The 23,193-nt window shown below is 35.7% G+C and carries 41 protein-coding genes and 1 tRNA gene; all 42 read left to right on the forward strand.

Features of this window, described 5'->3' with window-relative positions; translation table 11 throughout:
- The first annotated feature begins 52 nt into the window (after window positions 1-52).
- The 42 genes from rpsJ (at window position 53) to KF816_05920 (ending at window position 23,184) form a co-directional block, all read left to right on the forward strand.
- A complete protein-coding gene (gene rpsJ / locus KF816_05715) occupies window positions 53-361 on the forward strand; it encodes a 30S ribosomal protein S10 (protein ID MBX3007509.1) in 309 nt (102 codons plus the stop codon).
- Between the two features lie 11 nt (window positions 362-372).
- The gene (gene rplC, locus KF816_05720; GenBank protein MBX3007510.1) at window positions 373-993 is read left to right on the forward strand and encodes a 50S ribosomal protein L3; all 621 of its coding nucleotides are present in this window, start codon (window positions 373-375) and stop codon (window positions 991-993) included.
- Between the two features lie 11 nt (window positions 994-1,004).
- Window positions 1,005-1,631, forward strand: a complete 627-nt coding sequence (gene rplD / locus KF816_05725) for a 50S ribosomal protein L4 (protein MBX3007511.1) — start codon at window positions 1,005-1,007, stop codon at window positions 1,629-1,631.
- Window positions 1,632-1,644: 13 nt separating this feature from the next.
- Window positions 1,645-1,941 carry a 50S ribosomal protein L23 gene (gene rplW / locus KF816_05730; protein MBX3007512.1) on the forward strand — a complete coding sequence of 99 codons (297 nt, stop codon included), beginning with the start codon at window positions 1,645-1,647 and terminating at the stop codon, window positions 1,939-1,941.
- A gap of 19 nt (window positions 1,942-1,960) precedes the next feature.
- A complete protein-coding gene (gene rplB / locus KF816_05735; protein MBX3007513.1) occupies window positions 1,961-2,785 on the forward strand; it encodes a 50S ribosomal protein L2 in 825 nt (274 codons plus the stop codon).
- A 13-nt stretch (window positions 2,786-2,798) separates the two neighbouring features.
- The gene (rpsS, locus tag KF816_05740) at window positions 2,799-3,086 is read left to right on the forward strand and encodes a 30S ribosomal protein S19 (protein MBX3007514.1); all 288 of its coding nucleotides are present in this window, start codon (window positions 2,799-2,801) and stop codon (window positions 3,084-3,086) included.
- A gap of 15 nt (window positions 3,087-3,101) precedes the next feature.
- Entirely contained in the window at window positions 3,102-3,446 is a 345-nt protein-coding gene (gene rplV, locus KF816_05745) for a 50S ribosomal protein L22 (protein MBX3007515.1), read from the forward strand.
- 12 nt (window positions 3,447-3,458) lie between these two features.
- A complete protein-coding gene (gene rpsC / locus KF816_05750) occupies window positions 3,459-4,100 on the forward strand; it encodes a 30S ribosomal protein S3 (protein ID MBX3007516.1) in 642 nt (213 codons plus the stop codon).
- Between the two features lie 21 nt (window positions 4,101-4,121).
- Window positions 4,122-4,541, forward strand: coding sequence for a 50S ribosomal protein L16 (rplP, locus tag KF816_05755; GenBank protein MBX3007517.1), 420 nt, complete (start codon window positions 4,122-4,124; stop codon window positions 4,539-4,541).
- 16 nt (window positions 4,542-4,557) lie between these two features.
- Window positions 4,558-4,776 carry a 50S ribosomal protein L29 gene (gene rpmC, locus KF816_05760; GenBank protein ID MBX3007518.1) on the forward strand — a complete coding sequence of 73 codons (219 nt, stop codon included), beginning with the start codon at window positions 4,558-4,560 and terminating at the stop codon, window positions 4,774-4,776.
- Window positions 4,777-4,793: 17 nt separating this feature from the next.
- Window positions 4,794-5,051, forward strand: a complete 258-nt coding sequence (gene rpsQ / locus KF816_05765) for a 30S ribosomal protein S17 (GenBank protein ID MBX3007519.1) — start codon at window positions 4,794-4,796, stop codon at window positions 5,049-5,051.
- 26 nt (window positions 5,052-5,077) lie between these two features.
- Window positions 5,078-5,446: a 50S ribosomal protein L14 gene (rplN, locus tag KF816_05770; protein MBX3007520.1), complete on the forward strand. Its 369-nt coding sequence runs from the start codon at window positions 5,078-5,080 to the stop codon at window positions 5,444-5,446.
- Between the two features lie 12 nt (window positions 5,447-5,458).
- Window positions 5,459-5,785: a 50S ribosomal protein L24 gene (gene rplX / locus KF816_05775; protein ID MBX3007521.1), complete on the forward strand. Its 327-nt coding sequence runs from the start codon at window positions 5,459-5,461 to the stop codon at window positions 5,783-5,785.
- Window positions 5,786-5,801: 16 nt separating this feature from the next.
- Window positions 5,802-6,446 (forward strand): 50S ribosomal protein L5, encoded by a 645-nt coding sequence (gene rplE, locus KF816_05780; GenBank protein MBX3007522.1) that lies wholly within the window; start codon window positions 5,802-5,804, stop codon window positions 6,444-6,446.
- Between the two features lie 9 nt (window positions 6,447-6,455).
- A complete protein-coding gene (rpsN, locus tag KF816_05785) occupies window positions 6,456-6,725 on the forward strand; it encodes a 30S ribosomal protein S14 (GenBank protein MBX3007523.1) in 270 nt (89 codons plus the stop codon).
- Window positions 6,726-6,742: 17 nt separating this feature from the next.
- Window positions 6,743-7,138: a 30S ribosomal protein S8 gene (gene rpsH, locus KF816_05790; protein ID MBX3007524.1), complete on the forward strand. Its 396-nt coding sequence runs from the start codon at window positions 6,743-6,745 to the stop codon at window positions 7,136-7,138.
- Window positions 7,139-7,161: 23 nt separating this feature from the next.
- Complete coding sequence (rplF, locus tag KF816_05795) at window positions 7,162-7,701, forward strand: 50S ribosomal protein L6 (GenBank protein MBX3007525.1); 540 nt, start codon at window positions 7,162-7,164, stop codon at window positions 7,699-7,701.
- 12 nt (window positions 7,702-7,713) lie between these two features.
- Window positions 7,714-8,079: a 50S ribosomal protein L18 gene (rplR, locus tag KF816_05800; GenBank protein MBX3007526.1), complete on the forward strand. Its 366-nt coding sequence runs from the start codon at window positions 7,714-7,716 to the stop codon at window positions 8,077-8,079.
- A 4-nt stretch (window positions 8,080-8,083) separates the two neighbouring features.
- Window positions 8,084-8,157 (forward strand) — tRNA-Gln (locus KF816_05805).
- A 41-nt stretch (window positions 8,158-8,198) separates the two neighbouring features.
- On the forward strand, window positions 8,199-8,711 hold the full coding sequence (gene rpsE / locus KF816_05810; protein ID MBX3007527.1) for a 30S ribosomal protein S5: 513 nt from the start codon (window positions 8,199-8,201) through the stop codon (window positions 8,709-8,711).
- Between the two features lie 11 nt (window positions 8,712-8,722).
- Entirely contained in the window at window positions 8,723-8,911 is a 189-nt protein-coding gene (rpmD, locus tag KF816_05815; protein MBX3007528.1) for a 50S ribosomal protein L30, read from the forward strand.
- 9 nt (window positions 8,912-8,920) lie between these two features.
- Window positions 8,921-9,385 carry a 50S ribosomal protein L15 gene (rplO, locus tag KF816_05820; protein MBX3007529.1) on the forward strand — a complete coding sequence of 155 codons (465 nt, stop codon included), beginning with the start codon at window positions 8,921-8,923 and terminating at the stop codon, window positions 9,383-9,385.
- The gene (gene secY / locus KF816_05825) at window positions 9,385-10,719 is read left to right on the forward strand and encodes a preprotein translocase subunit SecY (GenBank protein MBX3007530.1); all 1,335 of its coding nucleotides are present in this window, start codon (window positions 9,385-9,387) and stop codon (window positions 10,717-10,719) included. Before rplO ends, secY begins: the two co-directional genes overlap by 1 nt.
- A 15-nt stretch (window positions 10,720-10,734) precedes the next feature.
- Complete coding sequence (gene map, locus KF816_05830; GenBank protein MBX3007531.1) at window positions 10,735-11,496, forward strand: type I methionyl aminopeptidase; 762 nt, start codon at window positions 10,735-10,737, stop codon at window positions 11,494-11,496.
- 7 nt (window positions 11,497-11,503) lie between these two features.
- On the forward strand, window positions 11,504-11,722 hold the full coding sequence (gene infA, locus KF816_05835; protein MBX3007532.1) for a translation initiation factor IF-1: 219 nt from the start codon (window positions 11,504-11,506) through the stop codon (window positions 11,720-11,722).
- Window positions 11,723-11,732: 10 nt separating this feature from the next.
- Window positions 11,733-11,846: a 50S ribosomal protein L36 gene (gene rpmJ, locus KF816_05840; protein MBX3007533.1), complete on the forward strand. Its 114-nt coding sequence runs from the start codon at window positions 11,733-11,735 to the stop codon at window positions 11,844-11,846.
- 16 nt (window positions 11,847-11,862) lie between these two features.
- Window positions 11,863-12,246, forward strand: a complete 384-nt coding sequence (gene rpsM / locus KF816_05845) for a 30S ribosomal protein S13 (protein ID MBX3007534.1) — start codon at window positions 11,863-11,865, stop codon at window positions 12,244-12,246.
- 28 nt (window positions 12,247-12,274) lie between these two features.
- Entirely contained in the window at window positions 12,275-12,661 is a 387-nt protein-coding gene (gene rpsK, locus KF816_05850) for a 30S ribosomal protein S11 (protein MBX3007535.1), read from the forward strand.
- 15 nt (window positions 12,662-12,676) lie between these two features.
- Window positions 12,677-13,303: a 30S ribosomal protein S4 gene (gene rpsD / locus KF816_05855; protein MBX3007536.1), complete on the forward strand. Its 627-nt coding sequence runs from the start codon at window positions 12,677-12,679 to the stop codon at window positions 13,301-13,303.
- 21 nt (window positions 13,304-13,324) lie between these two features.
- Window positions 13,325-14,320 (forward strand): DNA-directed RNA polymerase subunit alpha, encoded by a 996-nt coding sequence (locus KF816_05860; protein MBX3007537.1) that lies wholly within the window; start codon window positions 13,325-13,327, stop codon window positions 14,318-14,320.
- 21 nt (window positions 14,321-14,341) lie between these two features.
- Complete coding sequence (rplQ, locus tag KF816_05865; GenBank protein ID MBX3007538.1) at window positions 14,342-14,917, forward strand: 50S ribosomal protein L17; 576 nt, start codon at window positions 14,342-14,344, stop codon at window positions 14,915-14,917.
- 60 nt (window positions 14,918-14,977) lie between these two features.
- Complete coding sequence (yihA, locus tag KF816_05870; GenBank protein ID MBX3007539.1) at window positions 14,978-15,556, forward strand: ribosome biogenesis GTP-binding protein YihA/YsxC; 579 nt, start codon at window positions 14,978-14,980, stop codon at window positions 15,554-15,556.
- A gap of 76 nt (window positions 15,557-15,632) precedes the next feature.
- Window positions 15,633-17,507: a GAF domain-containing protein gene (locus KF816_05875; GenBank protein ID MBX3007540.1), complete on the forward strand. Its 1,875-nt coding sequence runs from the start codon at window positions 15,633-15,635 to the stop codon at window positions 17,505-17,507.
- Between the two features lie 2 nt (window positions 17,508-17,509).
- A complete protein-coding gene (locus KF816_05880; protein ID MBX3007541.1) occupies window positions 17,510-18,673 on the forward strand; it encodes a phosphopentomutase in 1,164 nt (387 codons plus the stop codon).
- A complete protein-coding gene (locus tag KF816_05885; GenBank protein ID MBX3007542.1) occupies window positions 18,666-18,830 on the forward strand; it encodes a hypothetical protein in 165 nt (54 codons plus the stop codon). Before KF816_05880 ends, KF816_05885 begins: the two co-directional genes overlap by 8 nt.
- On the forward strand, window positions 18,808-19,257 hold the full coding sequence (locus tag KF816_05890; protein MBX3007543.1) for a hypothetical protein: 450 nt from the start codon (window positions 18,808-18,810) through the stop codon (window positions 19,255-19,257). Before KF816_05885 ends, KF816_05890 begins: the two co-directional genes overlap by 23 nt.
- Window positions 19,208-19,480 (forward strand): EutN/CcmL family microcompartment protein, encoded by a 273-nt coding sequence (locus KF816_05895; GenBank protein MBX3007544.1) that lies wholly within the window; start codon window positions 19,208-19,210, stop codon window positions 19,478-19,480. Before KF816_05890 ends, KF816_05895 begins: the two co-directional genes overlap by 50 nt.
- Before the next feature lie 11 nt (window positions 19,481-19,491).
- The gene (locus KF816_05900; GenBank protein MBX3007545.1) at window positions 19,492-19,764 is read left to right on the forward strand and encodes a EutN/CcmL family microcompartment protein; all 273 of its coding nucleotides are present in this window, start codon (window positions 19,492-19,494) and stop codon (window positions 19,762-19,764) included.
- A gap of 9 nt (window positions 19,765-19,773) precedes the next feature.
- Complete coding sequence (locus tag KF816_05905; protein MBX3007546.1) at window positions 19,774-20,628, forward strand: sigma-70 family RNA polymerase sigma factor; 855 nt, start codon at window positions 19,774-19,776, stop codon at window positions 20,626-20,628.
- Complete coding sequence (locus KF816_05910) at window positions 20,629-21,330, forward strand: C40 family peptidase (GenBank protein MBX3007547.1); 702 nt, start codon at window positions 20,629-20,631, stop codon at window positions 21,328-21,330.
- Between the two features lie 35 nt (window positions 21,331-21,365).
- Window positions 21,366-22,757, forward strand: a complete 1,392-nt coding sequence (gene fumC / locus KF816_05915) for a class II fumarate hydratase (protein MBX3007548.1) — start codon at window positions 21,366-21,368, stop codon at window positions 22,755-22,757.
- A gap of 88 nt (window positions 22,758-22,845) precedes the next feature.
- Complete coding sequence (locus KF816_05920; GenBank protein MBX3007549.1) at window positions 22,846-23,184, forward strand: hypothetical protein; 339 nt, start codon at window positions 22,846-22,848, stop codon at window positions 23,182-23,184.
- Window positions 23,185-23,193: the final 9 nt, after the last annotated feature.

Consider the following 23,193-nt stretch of genomic DNA (forward strand, 5'->3'; position numbering starts at 1 on the left):
ACTTATCGGTAAGAAAGTCCCTTCATTATGTTGAACAAGGAGAATAGAAAAAGTGCCCGGTCAAAAAATAAGAATCAAGTTAAAATCATACGATCATATATTGATTGATAAATCGACTGAAAAGATTATTAAAACCGTTAAAAGTACTGGTGCTGTTGTATCCGGACCAATTCCGCTGCCAACACGCAGAACAGTATTTACTGTTTTAAGATCCCCTCACGTGGATAAAAAATCGAGAGAACAATTCGAGATTAGGGCTCACAAAAGAATTATTGATATTCATAATTCAAACAATAAAACTGTTGACGCGCTTAGCAAATTGGAAATTCCCGCTGGCGTTGATATAGAGATTAAGTTATAGGAATTAAACAAATGCCTGGCTTGATAGCAAAAAAATTAGGAATGACCAACATATTTTCGGAAGACGGTAAAGTGATTCCGGTAACAGTTCTTGAAGCTGGTCCTTGCAGCATTTATGCAATAAAAACCAAGGATAATGATGGTTACGAAGCATTACAACTTGGCTTTGGTGAAAAAAAGTTGAAAAAGGTTAACAAAGCTCAAAGCACTGTTTTCGAAAAATTGAACATGAAAGCTCCGGTTTTTTTACAGGAGTTCAGAAATTTTGAGATTGCTCAATTTAAGGTTGGTGATGAGATTAAAGTTGACTTATTCCAAGTTGGTGATAAAGTAAAAGTTTCCGGTAAAACCAAAGGAAAAGGTTTTCAGGGTGTAATGAGGAGACATAACTTCGGCGGCGTTGGCGGTACTACTCACGGTCAAAGTGATAGATTAAGAGCTCCCGGTTCTATTGGTTCAAGTTCATATCCTTCAAGAGTTTTTAAGGGACAACGGATGGCTGGTAGAATGGGTTACGAAAATGTTACTATTAGTAACTTAAAAGTTGTAAAAGTTTTATCAGATAAAAATGTTATTATGGTGAAAGGAGCTATACCTGGCTCAATTAATTCAATTGTTGCAATCAACAAATAAGATTTCGAAAAATGAAATTAGAAGTTTATAAAACAGACGGATCGAAAAGCGGCGAAACAGTAGAACTCTCAAAAGAAATTTTTGAGATTGAACCTAACGACCACGTTATCTACTTAGCTGTTAAAGCATTTTTAGCCAATCAGCGACAAGGAACACACAAAGCTAAGGAAAGAAGTGAAGTTAGCGGCGGTGGAAAAAAACCTTGGAAGCAAAAAGGAAGAGGTGGTGCCCGTGCGGGTACTACTAGATCCCCACTTTGGGTTGGCGGTGGTTCAATTTTTGGACCAAAACCAAGAGATTACAGACAAAAAATTAATAAAAAGGTCTCTGCACTTGCACGTAAGTCTGCTCTCTCTTATAAAGCAAAATCAAACCAAATTATTTTGGTTGAGGATTTCAACTTTGAGGGACCTAAAACTAAGAAGTTTAGCGATTTGCTCAGCTCTCTTAATTTGAAGGGAAAGAAGACTTTACTTTTAACAAATGGTAATCTTCCTAATGTTTATAAATCGGGAAGAAATATTGAAAAAGTAAATATTCTTGAAGCTAATAATGCTTCTGCTTACGACTTACTGAATAACCAAATTCTTTTGGTTCAGAAAAGCGCAGTTAATCTTTTAGAAAGCTCATTAAATTAAAAGTGGTTAAAAAATGAAAAGCGTTCTCATACGACCCTTAATAACAGAAAAAATGACGGCAATAACCGGTAAATTTCCAAGCAAATTTGGATTTATAGTAGATATAGATTCCAATAAAATTGAAATTGCCAAAGCTGTTAAAGAAAAATTTAATGTTGATGTGGTTGCGGTTAATACTGTTAGATATAAAGGGAAATCAAGAACACAATTTACCCGTAGAGGTAGATTTGTAGGTAGAACAGCAAAATTCAAAAAAGCTGTTATTACATTAAAAGAAGGTCAAACAATCGATATTTTTGGTCAAGCATAGTACTTGGAGCTTAAATTAAATGGCAATTAGAAAATTAAAACCAAATACTCCCGGAACCCGCTTTATGAGTATCTCCTCATTTGAAGAGATCACAAAAGATACTCCGGAAAAATCTCTTACCGCTCCTATTAAAAAATCGGGTGGAAGAAATAATCTTGGTCGTGTTACTTCACGCCATAGAGGCGGCGGGCATAAGAGAAATTACAGAATAATTGATTTCAAAAGAAATAAACCGGGTGTTCCAGCTAAAGTATTCTCAATTGAATATGATCCTAATAGAACATCAAGAATTGCTCTTTTGCATTATGCGGATGGTGAAAAAAGATATATTCTTGCTCCAAACGGTTTAAAAGTTGGTGATCAAGTTATGTCTGGTTCTGGTTCTGAAATTAAAGTTGGAAACGCATTACCAATAAAGGAATTACCAGTTGGCTCTTTTATTCATAATGTGGAATTAAAACCTGGTAAAGGTGGTCAGTTAGGTAGATCAGCTGGAACAGCAATACAACTGATGGCAAAAGAAGGAAAATTTGCACAGTTAAAAATGCCCTCTGGTGAAGTAAGAATGGTTAGCGTTACATGTTTAGCTACTTATGGTACTGTGGGAAATTCCGATCATGAAAATATAAGTTTAGGTAAAGCTGGTAGAAGTAGATGGAAAGGTATTAGACCTCACGTAAGAGGTGTTGCTATGAACCCAGTAGATCACCCAATGGGTGGTGGAGAAGGTAAAACTTCAGGTGGCGGTCATCCAGTCTCACCTTGGGGTCAAAAAGCTAAAGGGTTGAAAACTAGAAAAAGAAAAAACCCAACTAACAAACTCATTATTAAGAGAAGAAAATAGTTAGAGAATAAAAATGCCAAGATCAGTTAAAAAAGGTCCCTTTGTAAGTGTTAAATTGTTAAAGAAAGTAACAGAACTTAATGATCGTAATCAAAAAAAGATTATTAAAACCTGGAGCCGTACAAGTACAATTACACCCGATTTTGTAGGACACACAATTGCAGTTCACAACGGAAATAAGATGATCCCTGTTTATGTTTCAGAAAACATGGTAGGTCATAAATTAGGGGAATTTGCTCCAACAAGAATTTTTAGAGGGCATCCCGGAACTAAAGCTGAAAAAGCATCTAAAGTAAAGTGATATTGAGGAATGATAATGGAAGCTAGAGCAATTCATAAATACATCGGAACTTCACCTCGCAAAATGCGTTTGGTTATTGATTTGATTAGAGGTAAATCCGTTGATCAGGCTATTGAAATATTACACTTTTCTCCTAAGCATCCTTCAAAAGACGCCGAAAAAGTGTTGAGATCCGCTGTTGCAAATTTGATGAATAAAGATGATAACGCTAAGCATGATGTTGCAGAGTTGTTTGTTAAGGAGGCTTTTGTAAATCAAGGTCCTACTGTAAAAAGAATTTCGCCTGCTCCAATGGGCAGAGCTTATAGAATAAGAAAAAGATCAAACCACGTTACAATAGTTGTAGCAACAAAAAAGTAATCGGAGGAAATTTTGGGTCAGAAGACTAATCCAATTGGTTTAAGAGTAGGTATTATTCGTGGCTGGGATTCAAACTGGTACGAAAATAAAAGTTACGCAACTAAGCTTGTTGAAGACAAAAAGCTCAGAGCATATGTTAGAAAAAGATTGCAGAATGCAGGTATTTCTTCGATTATAATTGATCGTACCTCTAAAAACATAATATTAACTATTCACACTTCTCGACCTGGTGTGGTAATTGGTAAAAGTGGAAAAGAGATAGCTCAGATCGAACAAGAATTAAAACAGGTGACTGATAAAGAAGTTAAGATTCAGATTACAGAGATTAAAAGACCAGAATTAGATGCTTTTCTAGTTGCCGAAAATATTTCAAAGCAAATTTCGGGTAGAATTTCTTTCAGAAGAGCAATGAAACAATCCATTACATCGGCAATGAGAATGGGTGCTGAAGGCATAAGAATTATGTGTGCCGGCAGATTGGGCGGTGCTGAAATGGCTCGTACTGAACAATATAAAGAAGGTAGAATTCCTTTGCATACACTCCGTGCAGATATTGACTATGGTACTGCTACTGCTCATACAATTTATGGCGCAATAGGTATTAAAGTTTGGATTTGCCGCGGTGAAATTTTAGGTAAACGTTTATCAGAATAATGAGTTTTAGGAGTATTTCTAATGTTAATGCCAAATAGAGTAAAATTTCGACGTGCACACAGAGGCAGAAGAACCGGTAAAGCTACAAGAGGTCATTTAGTTGCTTTTGGTGATTATGGTTTAAAAGCTATGGAACCTGCCTGGATTACAAGCAGACAAATTGAAGCTTGTCGCGTTGCGATCTCACGTCAAATGAAAAGAGATGGAAAATCGTGGATCAGAATTTTCCCCGATAAACCAGTGACCAAAAAACCACTTGAAACAAGAATGGGTAAAGGTAAAGGTGCTCCAGAATTTTGGGTAGCTGTTGTTCACCCTGGAAGAATAATGTTTGAAGTTTCGGGTGTTGATAAAAAAACGGCGCATGATGCTTTAATTCTTGCCGCTCATAAATTACCAATTAAAACAAAAATTGTTCAAAGACCCGACTTAGAATCATAAAAAGGCATAAGCAAAAATGAAGATTTTCGAAATTAGAGAAATGTCAACCGAGGAAATTCAGAAAAGAATCCTTGAAGAAGAAAAAAATTTGGTTGATTTAAGATTCCAAAAAGAATTAAAAAATTTAACTAACACTGCAAAGTTACGCTTGACTCGTAAAGATATTGCCAAGATGAGAACTATCTTGAAAGAAAGAGAATTGCAGGCAGCAAAAACCTCAAAGGATAATAAATAAGGAGTTTTCGAGTTCCAATGGAGAAACGAAGTTTAAGAAAAATTAAGATTGGCACTGTTGTAAGCAATAAAATGCAGAAAAGTATAATAGTTGCCATCGAAAGACGCGTAGCTCACTCAATCTATAAAAAATATTTTAAGAAGACTACTCGTTTAATGGCCCATGATGAAGAGAATGCTTGCAGTATTGGAGATGTAGTTAAAATTATGGAATCTCGACCATTGAGCAAAAGAAAAAAATGGCGCTTGGTTGAAGTAATTGAAAAAGCCAAGTAAAAAAGTTTGATGAGGAGCAGAGTATAATGGTACAAGAAGAAACCAGATTAGTTGTAGCCGATAATTCCGGCGCAAAAAAAGTGGCATGCATCAGAGTTTTGGGCGGTAGTAACCGACGTTATGCAAGCCTCGGCGACATAATTGTTGTCAGCGTTAAATCGGCAATTCCTGGCGGCGGAATTAAAAAAGGGGAAGTTAGCAAAGCCGTTATTGTTCGCACTAAAAAAGAAGTTAGAAGAAATGACGGTTCGTATATCCGTTTTGATGAAAATGCTGCTGTGCTCTTGAATGCTCAGGGCGAACCAAGAGGTTCTCGTATTTTTGGGCCCGTTGCAAGAGAACTTAGAGATAAAAAATTTATGAAGATAATTTCTCTGGCTCCAGAGGTTTTATAAGGATAGTTCAAAATGAAGATTAAAAAAAATGACACTGTAATTGTTATCTCCGGAAACTATAAAGGAAAAACCGGTAAAGTATTAAAGGTTTTCCCTCAAGAAAATAGAATGATAATTGAAGGAGTTAATATCCGGAAACGACATACCAAGCCAAATCAGAAAAGTCCTCAAGGCGGTATTGTTGAAAAAGAAGCTCCAATTAATGCTTCAAATGTTATGATTCTTGATCCAAAAACAAATGAAGCTACAAGAATTGGCGCAAAAATTATTGTTGATGATAAATCCGGTAAACAAAGAAGTGTTAGAATAAGCAAATCAAGCGGCGAAATGCTTGGCTAATAATTAAGGGTTCATAATGGCAAAAGAACAGAAACAACCAAAAGAGAAAAAAGCAAAAGTTGACGAATCTCAGAAAGCTCAGAAATCGGATTTTAAGAGAGTGAAGGTTCCAGCTAGATTAAAAGAAAAATACGCTAAAGAGATTGTTCCAAAGTTAAAAGAACAATTTGGCTATAAAAGTATTATGCAAGTGCCAAAACTTTCCAAAATAGTTGTTAATATGGGAGTTGGCGACGCGGTTCAAGATTCTAAAATATTAGAAGAAGCAGTTCGAGATCTCGAAACTATTACCGGCCAAAAAGCTTCTATTCGTATCGCTAAGCAATCAATCTCAAATTTTAAACTTCGCGAAGGAATGAAGATTGGCGCTAAAGTTACTTTGAGACGCGAATCGATGTATGAGTTTCTTGATAGATTAGTTTCTTTAGCTTTACCACGTGTACGCGACTTTAGAGGGGTTTCGGATAAATCATTCGACGGTAGAGGCAATTATACACTTGGAATAAAAGAACAAATTATATTCCCCGAAATTAATGTTGATAAAGTTACCAGAATTTTAGGAATGGATATTACTTTCGTAACAACTGCGGTATCTGACAAGGAAGCATTTGAGTTATTGACAGCTTTCGGATTACCGTTTAGAAAAAAAGAAATTAACTAAAGGGAAATTATGGCAAGAAAGAGTTTATTAGCTAGAGAAATTAAAAAAGCTAAAATGAATGAAAAGTTTGCTCAAAAAAGAGCAGAATTAAAAAAAGCTGGCGATTACGATGCTCTTCAATTGTTACCTCGTAATTCCATGACTGTGCGTTTGCATAATCGTTGTGAAATGACCGGCAGACCCAGAGCATATTATAGAAAATTCGGTGTTTCCCGTTTAGTACTTAGAGAAATGGCATTGCGCGGCGAAATTCCCGGTCTAAAAAAAGCAAGTTGGTAATAAGAGGAGATTATTAAATGCCCACTACCGATCCGATTTCAGATTTTTTAACTAGAATTAGAAATGCTGTTAAAGCCAAAAAGAAATTTGTTGATATTCCATCTTCAAAAATGAAGGTTGGCTTAGCCGAAATCTTAAAAAATCATCATTTTGTTAAAGATTTTGTCATTCTGGAAGATAATAAACAAAATATATTGAGAGTTAATCTTAAATATATTCAAGGTGTTCCTTCTATCACCGGAATGAGAAAGATTTCAAAACCTGGTTTAAGACAATATACCGGTAAAGATAAATTACCGCGTGTTTATAATGGATTAGGAATTGCAATTCTTTCTACTCCAAAGGGTTTGCTTACCGATAAACAAGCAAAAAATGAAGGTGTAGGCGGAGAAGTTGTCTGCTACGTTTGGTAAAAAATTTTACGAGGTAAAATAAAGTGTCACGTATAGGAAAAAAACCAATTAAATTGTTAAAAGATGTCTCCATTTCGAGAAGTGGCGATGTTCTTAAAGTAAAAGGAAAACTTGGCGAACTTCAAATGAAGGTTCACCCAAATATAACTGTAAAGGTTGAAGGGGAAGAAATTATTGTTACCCGTCCCGATGATACTAAAGAGAATAGGGCATTACATGGGTTAACCAGAGCGCTTCTTCAAAACTTAGTTATTGGTGTTACTGAAGGTTTTCAAAAATCGCTTGATATAGTTGGCGTTGGTTATAAAGCAGAATTGAAAGGAACAGCTGTTCTTTTTAACTTAGGTTTTTCTCATCCAATTTATTTTATGCCTCCGGATGGAATTAAAATTGAGGTTCCTGCTCCAACTCAAATAAAAATATTTGGTAGCGATAAAGAACTTGTTGGGTTGGTAGCCGCTAAAATTAGATCATTGAAAAAACCTGAACCATATAAAGGCAAGGGTGTTAAATACAGCAACGAAGTAATAGTTCGCAAAGCTGGTAAGACCGCTGGTAAGTAATAGGAGATAGCAATGTTTAAGAAAGATAATCAAAGAAGAAATAGAAAAAGAATTAGAGTTCGTAAAAAAATATCGGGCGATACAATGCGTCCACGCTTAAGTGTATTCAGAAGCTTGAATCATATTTACGCACAATTGATTGATGATACAACTGGAAAAACAATTGCTGATGCTTCTTCTAAATCGAAAGAACTTGTTGAAGATATAAAGAGCTCTAAAGGTAAAATTGTAAAAAGTACTCTTGTAGGAAAACTTATTGCTAAAAGAGCTATTGAAAAGGGTGTAACTACAGCAGTTTTTGATCGCAGCGGTTATAACTATCATGGTAGAGTTAAAGCTGTAGCCGAAGGCGCACGCGAAGGCGGATTAAAAATTTAACGTTTGCCGGGTCGTCTAATGGCAGGACAACGCCCTTTGGAGGCGTCTGTAGAGGTTCGACTCCTCTCCCGGCAGCCAAAAAAAAACGTAAAACTTAGTTTGTAAATAAGGAGATTAAATTGAACTTCAAGCACAAAAAAGTATCGGGTCTTGAAAATCTTAAAGAAAAGATTGTTCATATCAATAGAGTTGCTAAGGTGGTTAAAGGTGGTCGTCGTTTCAGCTTTAATGCAATTGTTGTTGTTGGTGACGGTAATGGTCATGTTGGAGTTGGTTTAGGCAAGGCTAATGAGGTTACCGATGCGATTTCTAAAGGTGTTGACGATGCTAAGAAAAATGTATTTAGAGTTTCCATTGTTAAAGGAACAATTCCGCACCCGATAATTGGAAAATTTGGTGCTGGTGAAGTACTTTTAAAACCAGCTTCTCCCGGTACGGGGTTAATAGCTGGGGGCGGAGTGCGTGCAGTTTTAGAAGCTGCTGGTGTTCAGGATATTTTAACTAAATCACTCGGTTCTAGTAATCCTCACAACCAAGTAAAAGCAACTTTAAATGCATTATTAAATATTATCGACGCTCGTGCTATGGCTTCTAAAAGAGGTATCAAAGTATCCGAGTTGTTTAATCTGTAATAGGAAATTTTATGGCAAAAAAATTAAAAATAACCCAAGTTGGAAGTGTAATTGATAGACCGGTTCCTCAAAAAAGAACTATTGAGGCCTTAGGTTTATCTAGACCAAATCGTTCAGTTGTTAAAAACGATTCACCACAAATAAGAGGTATGATTAATAAAGTATCTCATTTGGTAAAAGTAGAAGAAATCGACGAATAAGAGGACTAAATGGATATTCTCAGTAATTTAAAACCTGCAAAAGGTTCACACAAAAAAGTTAAAAGAATTGGTCGCGGTGAAGGTTCACAACATGGTGGAACTGCAACACGTGGAGAAAACGGTCAACGTTCACGCGCTGGTGCAAAGTTTAGAGCTTGGTTTGAAGGTGGTCAAATGCCTCTCCAACGCCGTGTACCAAAAAGAGGGTTTCATAGCCCGTTCAGAGTTGAGTATCAAGTTGTTAATTTGAGCAATCTTCAAAAATTGGCTGATAATAAGAAAATTGAAGATGGGTTAGTAAATGCAGTTGTTTTATATAAAAACGGGTTAATTTCTAAAGCTGCAGCCCCATACAAAATTCTTGGTAATGGTGAATTGACAGCTAAATTAACCGTTGAAGCAAATTCATTCAGCGCTTCAGCTAAAGAAAAAATTGAGTCGAACGGCGGATCCACTAAAGAGATTAAATTTTAATGGCTAATTTACAAGAAACTTTCCGTAATATTTTTAAGATTCATGAGCTACGACAAAGAATACTATACACTTTGGCTCTGCTCATAATTGTTAGAATTGGTTCACATATCACATTGCCAGGTATCGATGCTGCGCTGCTTTCATCGGCAACCGCAAATGCGTCATCCAATAATTTATTTGGTTTGTACGATTTATTTGTGGGTGGTGCATTTTCGAAAGCAGCTATCTTTGCACTTGGTATTATGCCTTACATTTCAGCTTCTATTATTTTGCAGATAGGTGGAGCGGTTGTTCCATATCTACAAAAACTTCAGAAAGAAGGAGAAGAAGGAAGAAAGAAATTAACGCAATTAACAAGATATGGCACCGTTCTAATTGCAACCCTAAATGCATGGGGTGTTTCCGTTCATTTGATGGGAATGCAGCACAATGGATTACCAGTTATACCAGAATTGGTTAGAGGTTTTGCTTGGCAAATGTCGGCTATAATCATTCTCGTTTCCGGTGTTATGTTTATAATGTGGATGGGTGAGCAGATTACCGAAAAGGGAATTGGTAACGGTATATCGATGATTATCTTCATAGGCATAATCGATAGATTCCCTTATGCAGTTTTAGATGAATACAGATTAATTGCTGCCGGTCAAAGAAATATTGTAATTGAAATTGTAATAGTTGCCCTTATGGTGCTAATTATTTCTGGAGTTATTTTAGTTACTCAAGGTACAAGAAGAATTCCTGTGCAATATGCAAAACGGGTTGTTGGACGTAAAGTGTATGGCGGTGTTACTCAATATATTCCTTTAAGAGTGAATACTGCGGGTGTAATGCCAATTATTTTTGCTCAATCAATTATGTTTGTTCCTCAAACACTGTTTTCATTTTTCCCGAATAATGAGTTTATAGGTACAATAGCTTCATATATCAGCTACGGCTCATTTACTTACGGGTTTACCGAAGCATTATTGATTGTCTTCTTCACTTATTTTTACACCGCTATTGCATTTAATCCGGTTGATGTTGCTGACAACATGAAAAAGCAGGGTGGATTTATTCCGGGCATTAGGCCAGGAAAACAGACTGCTGATTTTATCGACAATATTTTAACAAAGATCACTTTACCTGGATCTGTGTTCCTTGCAATCATTGCAATTCTGCCGGTATTCGTTTCTAAATTTGGTGTATCTCCAAGTTTTGCTTCATTCTTCGGTGGAACAAGTTTATTGATTGTTGTTGGTGTTGCTCTTGATACGTTACAACAAATTGAGTCACATTTACTAATGCGTCACTACGATGGTTTTATGAAGTCAGGTAAACTAAAGGGAAGAAGATAAAATAAAGATTGAAATTTGATACTGATTAAGACGAAAAAAGAGATTGATTTAATACGCGAAAGTTGTGAGATAGTTGCAGAGACACTACAGTTAGTAAAACGTTACGCCAAAGCAGGCGTTACAACATTGGAATTAGATAAGATTGCTGAAGATTATATCCGAAGCAATAATGGTCGTCCGGCATTCAAAGGATATTCGCAAGCCGGTTCAATAGATTTTCCGGGCACCATTTGTTCTTCAATTGATGATGAGGTTGTTCACGGTATTCCCGGCAACAGAGCTCTTGTAGAAGGTGAAATTCTTTCGGTGGATGTTGGTGTTGAAAAAAATAAATTTTTTGGAGACGCCGCAATATCTATAGCCATTGGCCAAATTTCGGAAGAGAAAAAAAAGCTGATGGATGTAACAGAGAAATCACTTTATCTCGGAATTGAAGCAGCAGTTCCTGAAAACCACGTTGGTGATATTGGATTTGCGATTCAACAATATGTTGAAGAGAATGGCTTTTCGGTAGTTAAAGATTTATGCGGTCATGGAGTTGGTAAACATTTGCACGAAGATCCGCAGATTCCAAACTATGGGAAGAAAAATACGGGAGCGCTGATTAAAAACGGAATGACGTTCGCAATCGAGCCGATGATTAACATGGGCTCATATAAAGTAATTGTAGCAGATGATGGCTGGACAGTATTAACTGCCGATGCTAAACCATCGGCTCATTTTGAGCATACAATTGCGATTATTGATGGTAAACCAGAAATTTTAACGAAGTGTTAATAAATAAATGGCTAAACAGGGTCCTATTAAAGTTGATGGTACAGTGACAGAAACGCTGCCCAATGCCCACTTCAAGGTTAAGCTTGAAAATGGCCACGAAATTCTTGCTCATATTTCTGGAAAAATGAGAATGCATTTCATCAAAATTTTAGTTGGAGATAAAGTAGCAATTGAACTATCCCCTTATGATTTGAATAAGGGCCGAATCACTTACAGATATAAATAGTGGAGTAGAAATGAAGGTAAGAGCTTCAGTAAAGAAATTATGCGAAAACTGTAAAATTATACGCAGAAAAGGTGTAGTTAGAGTTATATGCAAAAATCCAAAACATAAACAAAGACAAGGTTAAACTAGGAGGTTATAGATTGGCTCGTATTGCAGGTATTGACTTACCAAAACAAAAAAAAGCTTTCATCGGGTTAACTTATATTTTTGGTATTGGACCTAAAGTTTCCATGGATATTTTAACCAAAGCAAATGTTAATCCTGAGAAAAAAATATCAGAATTAACTGAAGAAGAGATTGCTAAAATTCGTTCTGTAATGACATCCGACTACAAAGTAGAAGGCGCACTCCGCAGTGAAGTTCAGCAAAACATTAAACGATTGATGGATATTGGGTGTTACAGAGGACTCCGTCATCGTAGAGGATTGCCAGCAAGAGGTCAAAGAACGAGAACTAATTCAAGAACCCGAAAAGGTAAACGTAAAACTGTAGCCGGTAAAAAGAAAGCACCGTCTAAGAAGTAATTAATCAATTTTATTTAGGAGTTTAGTTTTGGCTAAGGTAGTTAAAAAGACTAAAAAGAAAGTTCACGTTGATGCAGTAGGCGTAGCCCACATTAAAGCATCATTTAATAACGTGATTGTTACATTAACTGACATTTATGGCAATACAATTTCATGGTCATCGGCCGGTAAAAATGGATTTAAAGGTTCCAGAAAAAATACCCCATTTGCCGCACAAGTTACAGCCGAAGCCGCCGCGAAAGAAGCGCATGATCTCGGTTTAAGAAAAGTTGATGTTTTTGTTAAAGGACCGGGTGCAGGTAGAGAAGCCGCTATTAGAGCGATCAATACCGCCGGAATAGAAATTCTATCTATTAAAGATAGTACCCCTATTCCTCACAACGGTTGCAGACCACCAAAACGCAGAAGAGTTTAATAGGAGATATTTTAGATGGCAAGATATACTGGCCCAAGTTGCAAATTATGCAGAAGGGAAAAAACCAAATTATTCTTAAAGGGTACTAAATGTTTGTCTGAAAAGTGTCCGCTTGAAAAGAGAAATTATGCTCCTGGTCAGCACGGACAGAGCAGAAGATCCAAATTCTCAGAGTATGGCGTACAGTTGAGAGAGAAACAAAAAGTAAAAAGAATTTATGGTCTGCTCGAAACCCAATTTGAAAATTATTTTGAACATGCTAACAGACAAAAAGGTATTACTGGCGGAAACTTGATTAAACTTCTTGAAAGAAGATTAGATAATACTGTGTTTCGTTTAGGTTTTGCACCATCAAGAAAATCAGCTCGCCAATTAGTTCTTCACGGTCATTTTACCGTTAATGGCAAGTCTGTTGATATTCCATCATTTTCACTTTCGAGCGGCGATGTAATTGCTGTTTGTGAAAAAAGCAAAAAGATGGATATTATTCACAACTCTCTAAGAAGAACTAAAGATAATTTATACAACTGGTTGTCTGTTGATAAAGCTACACTTTCCGGTACTTTCTTAAGCGTTCCAGAAAGAGAAGAAATACCGTTAAATGCAAACGAACAGTTAATAGTTGAATTGTACTCTAAGTAATAAAAATTAAGAGGATACTAAATGAGCTATCCATTTATAAAAATGCCGGAATCAGTTGTATTAGATGAAGCGTCTAGCAATCTAAAGTTCGGTAGATTTGTGGTACAGCCCCTAGAAAGAGGTTTCGGTGTAACCTTGGGAAATGCTTTACGCCGTGTTATGTTATCATCCATTCCTGGTACCGCTATTGTCGGAGTTAAAATTGATGGTGTTCTTCATGAGTTTTCTACTGTTCCAGGTGTTGTTGAAGATATTACAGAAGTAATTCTAAATCTTAAAAAAGTTAGAATGAAACTCTCCAATAAAAAAACTCTCGGATGCGAAATTTCATTTTCAGGATCAAAAGAATTTAAAGCTGGCGATATCCAAAAATTTTGTCCCGATATAGAAATATTGAACCCAGATTTATTAATCGCTCGATTAAATGAAAATACAAAACTAAATATGGAATTAAGATTTGGCTCGGGCAAAGGTTATGTTCCGGGTAATGAGCAGAAAATTCCAGAAATGACAATTGGAATGATTCCGATTGACGCAATTTTTACCCCAATAGTTAATGTTCGCTACGATGTTGAAAATGTTCGTATTGGCGAAAGAAATGATTTTGAAAAATTGACTCTCGAAATTTCTACTGATGGTTCTATTCCACCTGAAGAAGCGCTTTCAACATCATCAAAGATATTGAAAGATCATATTCAGATGTTCATTAATTTTGATGCTGAACCGGAAGAAGAAAAAGTAGAAAATGAGAAAGATGCCGAATTTGAAAGAATCAAAAAAATATTAACAACAAGCGTTGATGATCTTGAATTAAGCGTTCGTTCACACAACTGCCTCAAAGCAGCTAATATTAAAACATTGGGTGATCTAGTTCGCAAAGATGAAAGCGAAATGCTGAAATTCAGAAATTTTGGTAGAAAATCACTCGCCGAATTACTTGAAATTGTGGATACACACGGTTTAGAATTCGGTATGGACGTTGATAAATACGTTAAAGATAAAGTAGATAATAACTAGTTATTTCCAGAAGGTTAAATAATGAGACATCGAGTCAAAGGTAGAAAATTAGGTAGAACTTCAAGTCATAGACTTGCAACACTTAGAGCGTTGGCAACTTCTCTTATAAAGCATAAAAAAATTAAAACTACTAGTGCCAAAGCAAAAGAATTAAGAACTTTTGTAGAGCCTCTAATTACAAAAGCTAAAACAGATTCTGTTCATAGCAGAAGAGTTGTTGCTGCACAAATTAATGATAGAGAAGTTTTAACAGAATTATTTGGAGAAGTAATTTCTAAAATTGGAGAAAGAGCTGGCGGTTATACCCGAGTAGTTAAATTGGGACAAAGAAAAGGGGATGGAGCTGAACTTTCAATAATTGAACTTGTGGATTTCAGTGGTATAATTAAACCTAAAGCCGCTAAAAAAGCTAAAGCTGAAAAGCCGGATGCAGATACTGAAACTGCAGAAGTGAAAGAAGAAAAACCGGCAAAAAAAGCTGCAGCTAAACCGAAAAAAGAAAAAGCAGCCACTCCTAAGGTGAAGAAAGAAAAAGCACAATCGAAGCCAAAGAAAACTACTTCAAAAGCTTCAATGCCAAGAAAAACGGAAAAATAAGTTCACATAACTTTCGATAAGGAAAAGAGTAATTGGAAACGGTTACTCTTTTTTTATTTTATGAAAAACATTGAGTTCGTTAAAGCTGTTTACAGCTTAAAAGAAATACCAAAAAATCAGTTGCCCGCGCTTGTATTGTGCGGGAGATCGAATGTTGGCAAATCTTCATTCATCAACTCCATCTTTAATGGTACAGTCGCCAAAACTTCATCCCAACCGGGTAAAACAAGATCATTAAATTATTATCTGGTTGAAAAGAAATTTTACATTGTGGATTTACCCGGATTTGGTTACGCTAAAGTTTCTAAAGCCGAAAGAGATAAATGGCAAAAACTGATTACAGATTACTTCAGCACAAATGAGAATATAAAACTGGCTTTTCACCTTATTGATTCGCGCCATCATCCTACCGATCTAGATATTTTACTTCACGATTTTATTCGTTCAAGAGATATTGCCTATTGTACAATTCTAAATAAAATTGATAAGTTAAATCAATCTGAACTTAGTAAGGTCAAAAAGGAAGTTATTGAATATTTCCCCGAACTGTTAGTCGGTGAGAATCTTTTTACCTATTCTGCAATAAAAGGGACTGGTAAAAAAGAGGTAGTAAAACATATCGTTTCTCTCTTCATGTAATGAATTTAGTCCAAAACTTTAGTATTATTGAGCACTTTTTAATTAATTATCTTTTTAAAAACCGGCATTAATATTAATGGGTACTACTGAAAAATATAAGAGAAGAATACTTACTTTTTTAGCAATTCCTCTTTTATTGGTTATTCCCTTCTTAACTGATGATCTCATGCTTCGTATAATTTCCGCGGTTCTACTAATTGTATATGTTGGATTTATTATTTTCTTACGACGCGATTCCCACGATGAAAGTCCGATTGAAATGGAACATTATCCCAATGATTACAAAGAACAGAAATTAGTTTCAGTGGAGGAATTTGAAACTGATTTGGGGGAAGATTTCAAAATAATTTCTAAAAATAAAAACATAGAAATATTAACTTCAGAAACTATTGGTTCTGTTTCGGGGCGTACTACAAGAGATATATTAATTCCATCCGATTTCAAAGAAACTTTTGAGAAAATAGTTAATGAGGAAATTCCTGCAGATATTAATCATGACGAGCAATTTGGTTTTGTGATTGAGAAAATTCTTAAAGTAATTCAGGAAGCCTATACCGCTCATACTGCGGCATTTTTTTGGTACAATAAAAATAAAAATAGATTGACACTTGATAAATTTCAGAGTGCAACCACAAAAATATCAAACCGGAAATTCCAAATTGAGGATGATGTTCTAGGAAAAATTGTGGAAAAGGAGGAACCCGAATTATTAACCGATATTTCCACGAATGCTGAGCGTGATGTTATTCGGTATTACTCGGAACCAATAGGAATTAAAAGTTTTGTGGGTGTTCCAATGTTTTACGGAAAAGCCTTGACCGGGGTAATAATTCTTGATTCAAAGCAGGGGGATGCATTTGGCATTGAACAGGTTTATTCATTGGGGAGAATTGCGCGTGTTATTTCTATAATCATTTCTCTATTTGAAGAGAAGTTTGCTGAGACTCAAGCCGAAAAACGCCTCAATACTCTCGTTGATATTTTAGGGCATGATAAGGATTTTGAAAATGAAAGTGATATTTATTCGCTTATTGAGAAATCGGTTGCGGGATTAATCGATTGGGATGTATTTACACTTGTCGCTTTTTCGGCTAATGAAAATAAATTTAAGACCGCGAAAATTATGAATAAAACGTCGCTTAAATATGTTGGTGAATATCTGGATATTGATTTACAAACCAGTTTAGTTGGGAAATGTATTTTAAGTGGTATGCCTGTAAAAATTGATGATACTTCTAATTTAGAAATCCCAAGATTCTCCAAAAATGAGGATGTGAGTTTCGATGGATCATTTTTAACTATACCGTTAATTTATGATGGTCAAAACTATGGGGTGTTGTGTTTTGAGAGTCTCAAAAAAAATGTTTATTCTAATAATGAAATAAACTATCTAAAAAACGCTACAAAATTATTTGCGCTGCGTATTCATTCATTCTCAACAATAAATATTTTAAAAGGTTTGTTGAGTGTTGATGTTGAAACCCGTGTGCTTAATCTCGATTCATTTATTGAGCGTTTTACAATTGATATCGTTAGAAGTAAGGAAATAGGATTGCCTGGAGCGCTTGCGTTAATTCAGATAGATGAATTTCTTGAGCAGGAAACTCTATTTGAATCGGATCCGTTTCCAAAAGTATTAAAATCGATTGCTGAAACAATTTCTGATGAGATAACTCCCCTTACTTTAATGGGGAGATTAAGCACTAGAATATTTGCTGTTTTCTTTTTTAACACATCACCTAAAGAAGCATTTCTATGGGCCGAAAAATTAAGAATAAAAATAGCCCGTAAGCATATAGCAGTGGTCTCTAAACAAACTTCATTTACAGTTTCAATAGGGGTTGCTGCCACCACCAATAAATCGGATGTGCAGGATATAATGTTGAGCGCTGAAATGGCGTTGAAAAAAGCCCTTGAAGGGGGCGGCAACAGTGTAAAGAGTACAAGTTAACCGTGAATAATTTTATAATTGTAATATTAGATGGGGTCGGAATTGGGGAATTACCCGATTCGGCAAATTATAATGATCTCGGAAGTAATACTCTCTCAAACATGGCAAATTATGTCGGTGGTTTGAATCTTCCAAATCTTCAAAAACTTGGACTCGGAAATATATATCCAATCAAAGGTATCGAACCGGTAAAATCACCATTAGCCTCATTTGGTAAATTAGCCGAAGTTTCACTGGGTAAAGATTCAACCTCTGGGCATTGGGAAATTGGCGGATTAAATTTCTCTCAAGAATTTCCTTACTACCCAAATGGATTTCCGAAAGAACTCATCAATAAATTTTTGGAACTTACCGGCGAAAAAGGAATACTTGGGAATTGCACCGCATCAGGCACTCAAATAATTGAGGAATTAGGGGCAGAACATATTAAAACGAAATTCCCAATTGTCTACACTAGTGCCGATTCTGTGTTTCAGATAGCCGCACACGAAGAGATAATTCCAATAGATAGACTTTATGAAATATGCCAAATCTCCCGCGATCAGGTTCTTATCGGAAAAGATGCAGTCGGCAGAATAATAGCTCGTCCTTTTATAGGTGAGCCGGGCACTTTTTCAAGAACAACAAACCGAAAAGATTTTTCTCTCGATCCGCCATCTCCTACAATTCTTGATTTTGCGTTATTGCACAGTATTGACACTTACGGCATTGGCAAAATAAATGACCTATTTAATTACCAAGGAATAAAACATCAAATAAAAACCAAGTCGAATTTAGAGGGAATTGAAAAAATTATTGAAGTAGCAAAGACCGCTAAAAATTCGTTGATAATGGTTAATTTGGTTGATTTTGACGTTTATTATGGTCACCGAAATGATCCGGTTGGCTTTCATAATGCATTGCAAGAATTTGATAAGAGATTGCCGGAGATACTTGATTCGATTGATGAAACTGATAAAATTATATTTACAGCCGATCATGGGAATGACCCGACAGATATCAGCACCGATCATACTCGTGAATATGTTCCTTTATTGTTTTATCAAAAGGGAATTATAGGAAAAAATTTAGGCGTTAGAGATACATTTGCCGATATTGCCCAAACCGCCGCTCATTTCTTTCAAATTAATAATAACTTATCAGGTAAGAGTTTCCTGAATGAGTAATATAAGTTTTAATAAATCGAGAGAATGGTTAATTCAGGAAATTAGTAAAAGGCAGCTAATGCCTGTAGAAGTAACTAAAAAGTTATTGGACGTAAAAGGAAAACTTAAAAAGACTTCATTTGCGAAAAGATTGCATGAAAAAACCGGCTGGTTATGAATTTTTTTTGGAAACTGATATTTTAGCCGGTCATCTTTTACACAATAAAGCTGATGAATTTTCTGATTTAGAAATGGCTCTAATTTTAGGCAAATGTTTTACTTCAGTAATTAATATTTCGGAATTATATTTTGCTGCCGGATCTAAAAAACAAAAATGTGAAATTGATAATTTGGTTTATGGTCTAACTGTACTGGGAATTCATTCCCGTTACGGTTTGAACATTTCAGATTTTTTTGATAAAGTTGCAACCATGCGTGACGCGTTAATATGTTCTTTTGTTAAAAATAATAAACTGCCAATTTTAACTGATGATAAAAAACGTTTTAAAAAAAGCGGCTTAGAAATCATCACATCAAAAGAGTTAAGAGGAATATTTGATACTCGGAAAAGTGATTGGGACAGTATGGTCAACAAGGAAAGATGAAAATCTTGTTGGTTCAAAATTTTTAATAGTTCGCCATCTTGATCTCGAATATAAAATGAAAGATTCAACGGTTATAGCGGTTGATTCTGTTGGAGCTGGTGTTGGCGAAGTAGTTTTAGTTGCAACTGGCAGTTCTGCCCGCCAAACAAACTTTACTAAAAATAAGCCTATCGATGCCGTTATAATGGCTATTGTTGATAAACTTGACATATCCGTAAAATAGCGGGCGAGCAAATGTATCTAGCACGAGTTATTGGTACAATTTGGGCAACCAGAAAATATGAAACGCTCAAGGGTTATAAAATGCAGTTCATTCAGCCATTAAATTCTGAGCTCAAAACAAATGGCGAGCCATTTGTTGCTATTGATACGGTTGGTGCTGGACCAGGTGAAGTAGTATATTATGTTACAGCAAGTGAAGCTGTTATTCCCCTTGATGTTGATTTTGCCCCGGTGGATGCCTCTATTGTAGGTATTGTTGATTCTATCCATTTAGAGACCAATTAGGAGTTACTCTTGAAAATCACCAAACAATTCACAAATCGCGAAAGTCAATCTTTAGATAAATATCTGCAGGAAATTGGTAAGGTCGATCTTCTTACACCTGATGAAGAAGTCGAACTTGCAATACGAATTAAAAAAAATGATCAAACTGCGCTGGAGAAACTTGTTAAAGCAAATTTGAGATTTGTGGTTTCAGTCGCAAAACAGTATCAGAACCAGGGCCTTTCTTTAGGGGATTTAATTAATGAAGGAAATTTGGGTTTAATAAAAGCCGCTCGCAGATTTGATGAAACAAGAGGATTTAAATTTATTTCATACGCGGTTTGGTGGATACGTCAATCAATACTTCAGGCGCTTGCCGAACAATCTCGAATTGTTAGATTACCATTAAATAGAGTTGGGGCACTAAATAAAATTGGCAAAGCCTATAGCAGTCTTGAACAGGAATATGAACGTGAACCAAGCGCACATGAACTTGCGCAAGAATTAGAAATGGACATCAGCGAAGTTTCCGATACACTAAAAATTGCAGGCCGTGCGGTTAGTATGGACGCTCCATTTCAGCAAGGAGAGGAAAATAGATTATTAGATATTCTCTCTAACGATGATCAACCATCACCCGATCAAAATTTAATGTCCGATTCTCTTAAAAGTGAAATTAAACGGGCTCTTTCTACATTAACCGAAAGGGAAGCAGAAGTAATAATTTTATATTTTGGATTAAATAAAGAGCATTCTCTCACGCTAGAGGAAATTGGTGAAAAATTTAATCTTACTCGAGAACGAGTTCGGCAGATTAAAGAAAAAGCTATTCGAAGATTAAGGCACGCTTCACGCAGTAAAAATTTAAGAACTTATTTGGGTTGAGTGATTATTAAAAATTCTTTACTAAATAATTTATTATTTGTTGGTTTGGTTTTTGGGATCATTGTTGGATGCTCTCCGGCAACTAATGCACAGCGTTATGGTTCAAAGAAATCAAAACCAAAACAGACCGCATCATCAATCCGCTATCAAAAAAGTAACCAGATAAATAAAGATTCTACAATAACTCCAAATATTAGTGCACTCCCCGATACAACTTTTGATGAGTTTGATGAAGTACCCCCCACTGAAAATGTAGTAGATAAGAAAAAATTTTTAGCTAATTATAAAAATTATATTAATCCCGATATACCTCAAAGTTTTAGAGAAGAAGTGCTTCTTGAAATAATCAGATACATTGACACACCATACAAATATGGAGGTAATTCGGAGGATGGTATAGATTGTTCAGGTTTTACAAAAAATGTTTTTTCGAGTGCGGTCAATATTGAACTGCCTAGAAGCGCAAGAGAACAGTATCAGGTTGGTGATAAAGTTGAGCAAGAAGATTTAGAATTTGGCGATTTAGTATTTTTTAATACTACCAAAAGATCATTCCCCGGACATGTTGGATTGTACATCGGCGATAACCAGTTTATTCACGCAAGCAGAAAATTAGGAGTTACAATTTCCTCGTTTGATGAAGCATACTACTCAAAACGATTTGTTGGGGCAAGAAGAATAGAGATGCTGGAAGATTTTTAGAATAATATTTATTTAAAAATTTTAATGGAGTAAATATGGAATACAGAATAGAAACCGATACAATGGGGGAAGTCAAAGTCCCTGCTAACAAATATTATGGTGCGCAAACAGCCCGTTCATTAATGAATTTTAAGATTGGGGGAGAAAGATTTCCTTACGAATTTATTAGAGCGATGGCAATCGTAAAAAAAGCTGCTGCCATTGTTAATACAGAATTAGGTTCATTAACAAAAGATAAATGTGACTTAATTATTCAAGCAGCAGATGAAGTAATTGCCGGAAAATTAAATGAGCATTTCCCATTGGTTGTATGGCAAACCGGCAGTGGTACACAAACAAATATGAATGTTAATGAGGTAATTTCTAACCGTGCAATTGAAATTGCCGGCGGAGTGTTGGGGAGTAAAAAACCAATTCATCCGAATGACGATGTTAACAAAGCTCAATCAACTAACGATTCATTCCCGACAGCTATTCACGTGGCTTCTGTTGAACAGGTTTATTCCCATTTAATACCTGCTATAACTAAATTAAAAGATGCTCTCAATTCGAAATCAAAGGAATTTAAAGATATTATAAAAATTGGACGTACCCATTTGATGGATGCGACTCCTCTTACCCTAGGGGATGAATTTTCCGGTTACGCCCAGCAGTTGACAAATGGATTAGCTAGAATTGAAGACGCCCTAAAAAGAATGAGTGAAATACCACTTGGTGGAACTGCGGTTGGAACCGGATTAAATGCACATCCTCAATATGCGGTTAAAGTAGCTTCTAAAATTTCTGAAATAACCGGAATGACTTTTATAACTGCCCCAAATAAATTTGAAGCAATGGCCGGCAAAGATGCTATCGTTGAACTTAGTGGTGTGTTGAAAACTATCGCCGCTAGCTTGATGAAAATCGCAAATGATATTCGATGGCTAGGCTCAGGTCCACGATGCGGAATCGGTGAAATATCACTCCCAGAAAATGAGCCGGGAAGTTCTATAATGCCGGGTAAAGTAAATCCAACTCAATCAGAAGCAATGACTATGGTCTGCGCACAAGTATTTGGAAATGATGTAACAATTAATTTTGCCGGAGCAAGTGGCAATTTTGAGTTAAATGTTTTTATGCCGGTACTTGCATTTAATATTCTTCAATCAATTAAGTTGATCGCAGACGCATGTGATAGTTTTACAGATAATTGCGTTATTGGAATTACAACTAATGATAACAATATTAAAAAGCATCTCGAAAATTCATTGATGCTCGTTACATCATTAAACCCCGTGATTGGTTACGATAATGCCGCTAAAGTTGCAAAGAAAGCTCATAAGGAAAATAAAACACTCAAAGAAGCCGCAATGGATCTAGGGTTACTTACCTCAGAAAAATTTGATGAGGTGGTTCTCCCTGAGAAAATGATTGGCGAAAGAAAATAAAGTGTAATATGTATATCTATTATTAAAATGATTTAAAGTCTTGGTGTTATTTATTAATTGTAATTCAAAAATTTCTTTGGAAGAATAATTGACTGAAACGATACTAAATATCTATCTCGTAATTAATGATGGAAATGTAACCGCATTCCGAGCTAAAGATTACCAGATTGATGGAACTGATAGTGAAAAAATTTTATATCTGAAAAAAAACGCGAAAAATGATTTTAATACCGCCGAAACTTTTAATGCTCCGGTTAATAAACTTGGCAGATTTATGCCGTACAAAAAATTCTCAAAATTAGAATCACAGGGAATGCAGTACCGCCTATTTGAGGAGATCTTCGAGAAATTTATGGTTCCCCAAAATCCGCTTATTTGTGTAACCCCCGTTGTAGATGGTGACGTGTGGGCTCAGAATATTGAATGAGTTATATGT

This window comes from Melioribacteraceae bacterium, assembly GCA_019638015.1.
In the GTDB taxonomy this organism is placed as follows: Bacteria; Bacteroidota; Ignavibacteria; order Ignavibacteriales; family Melioribacteraceae; genus JAHBUP01.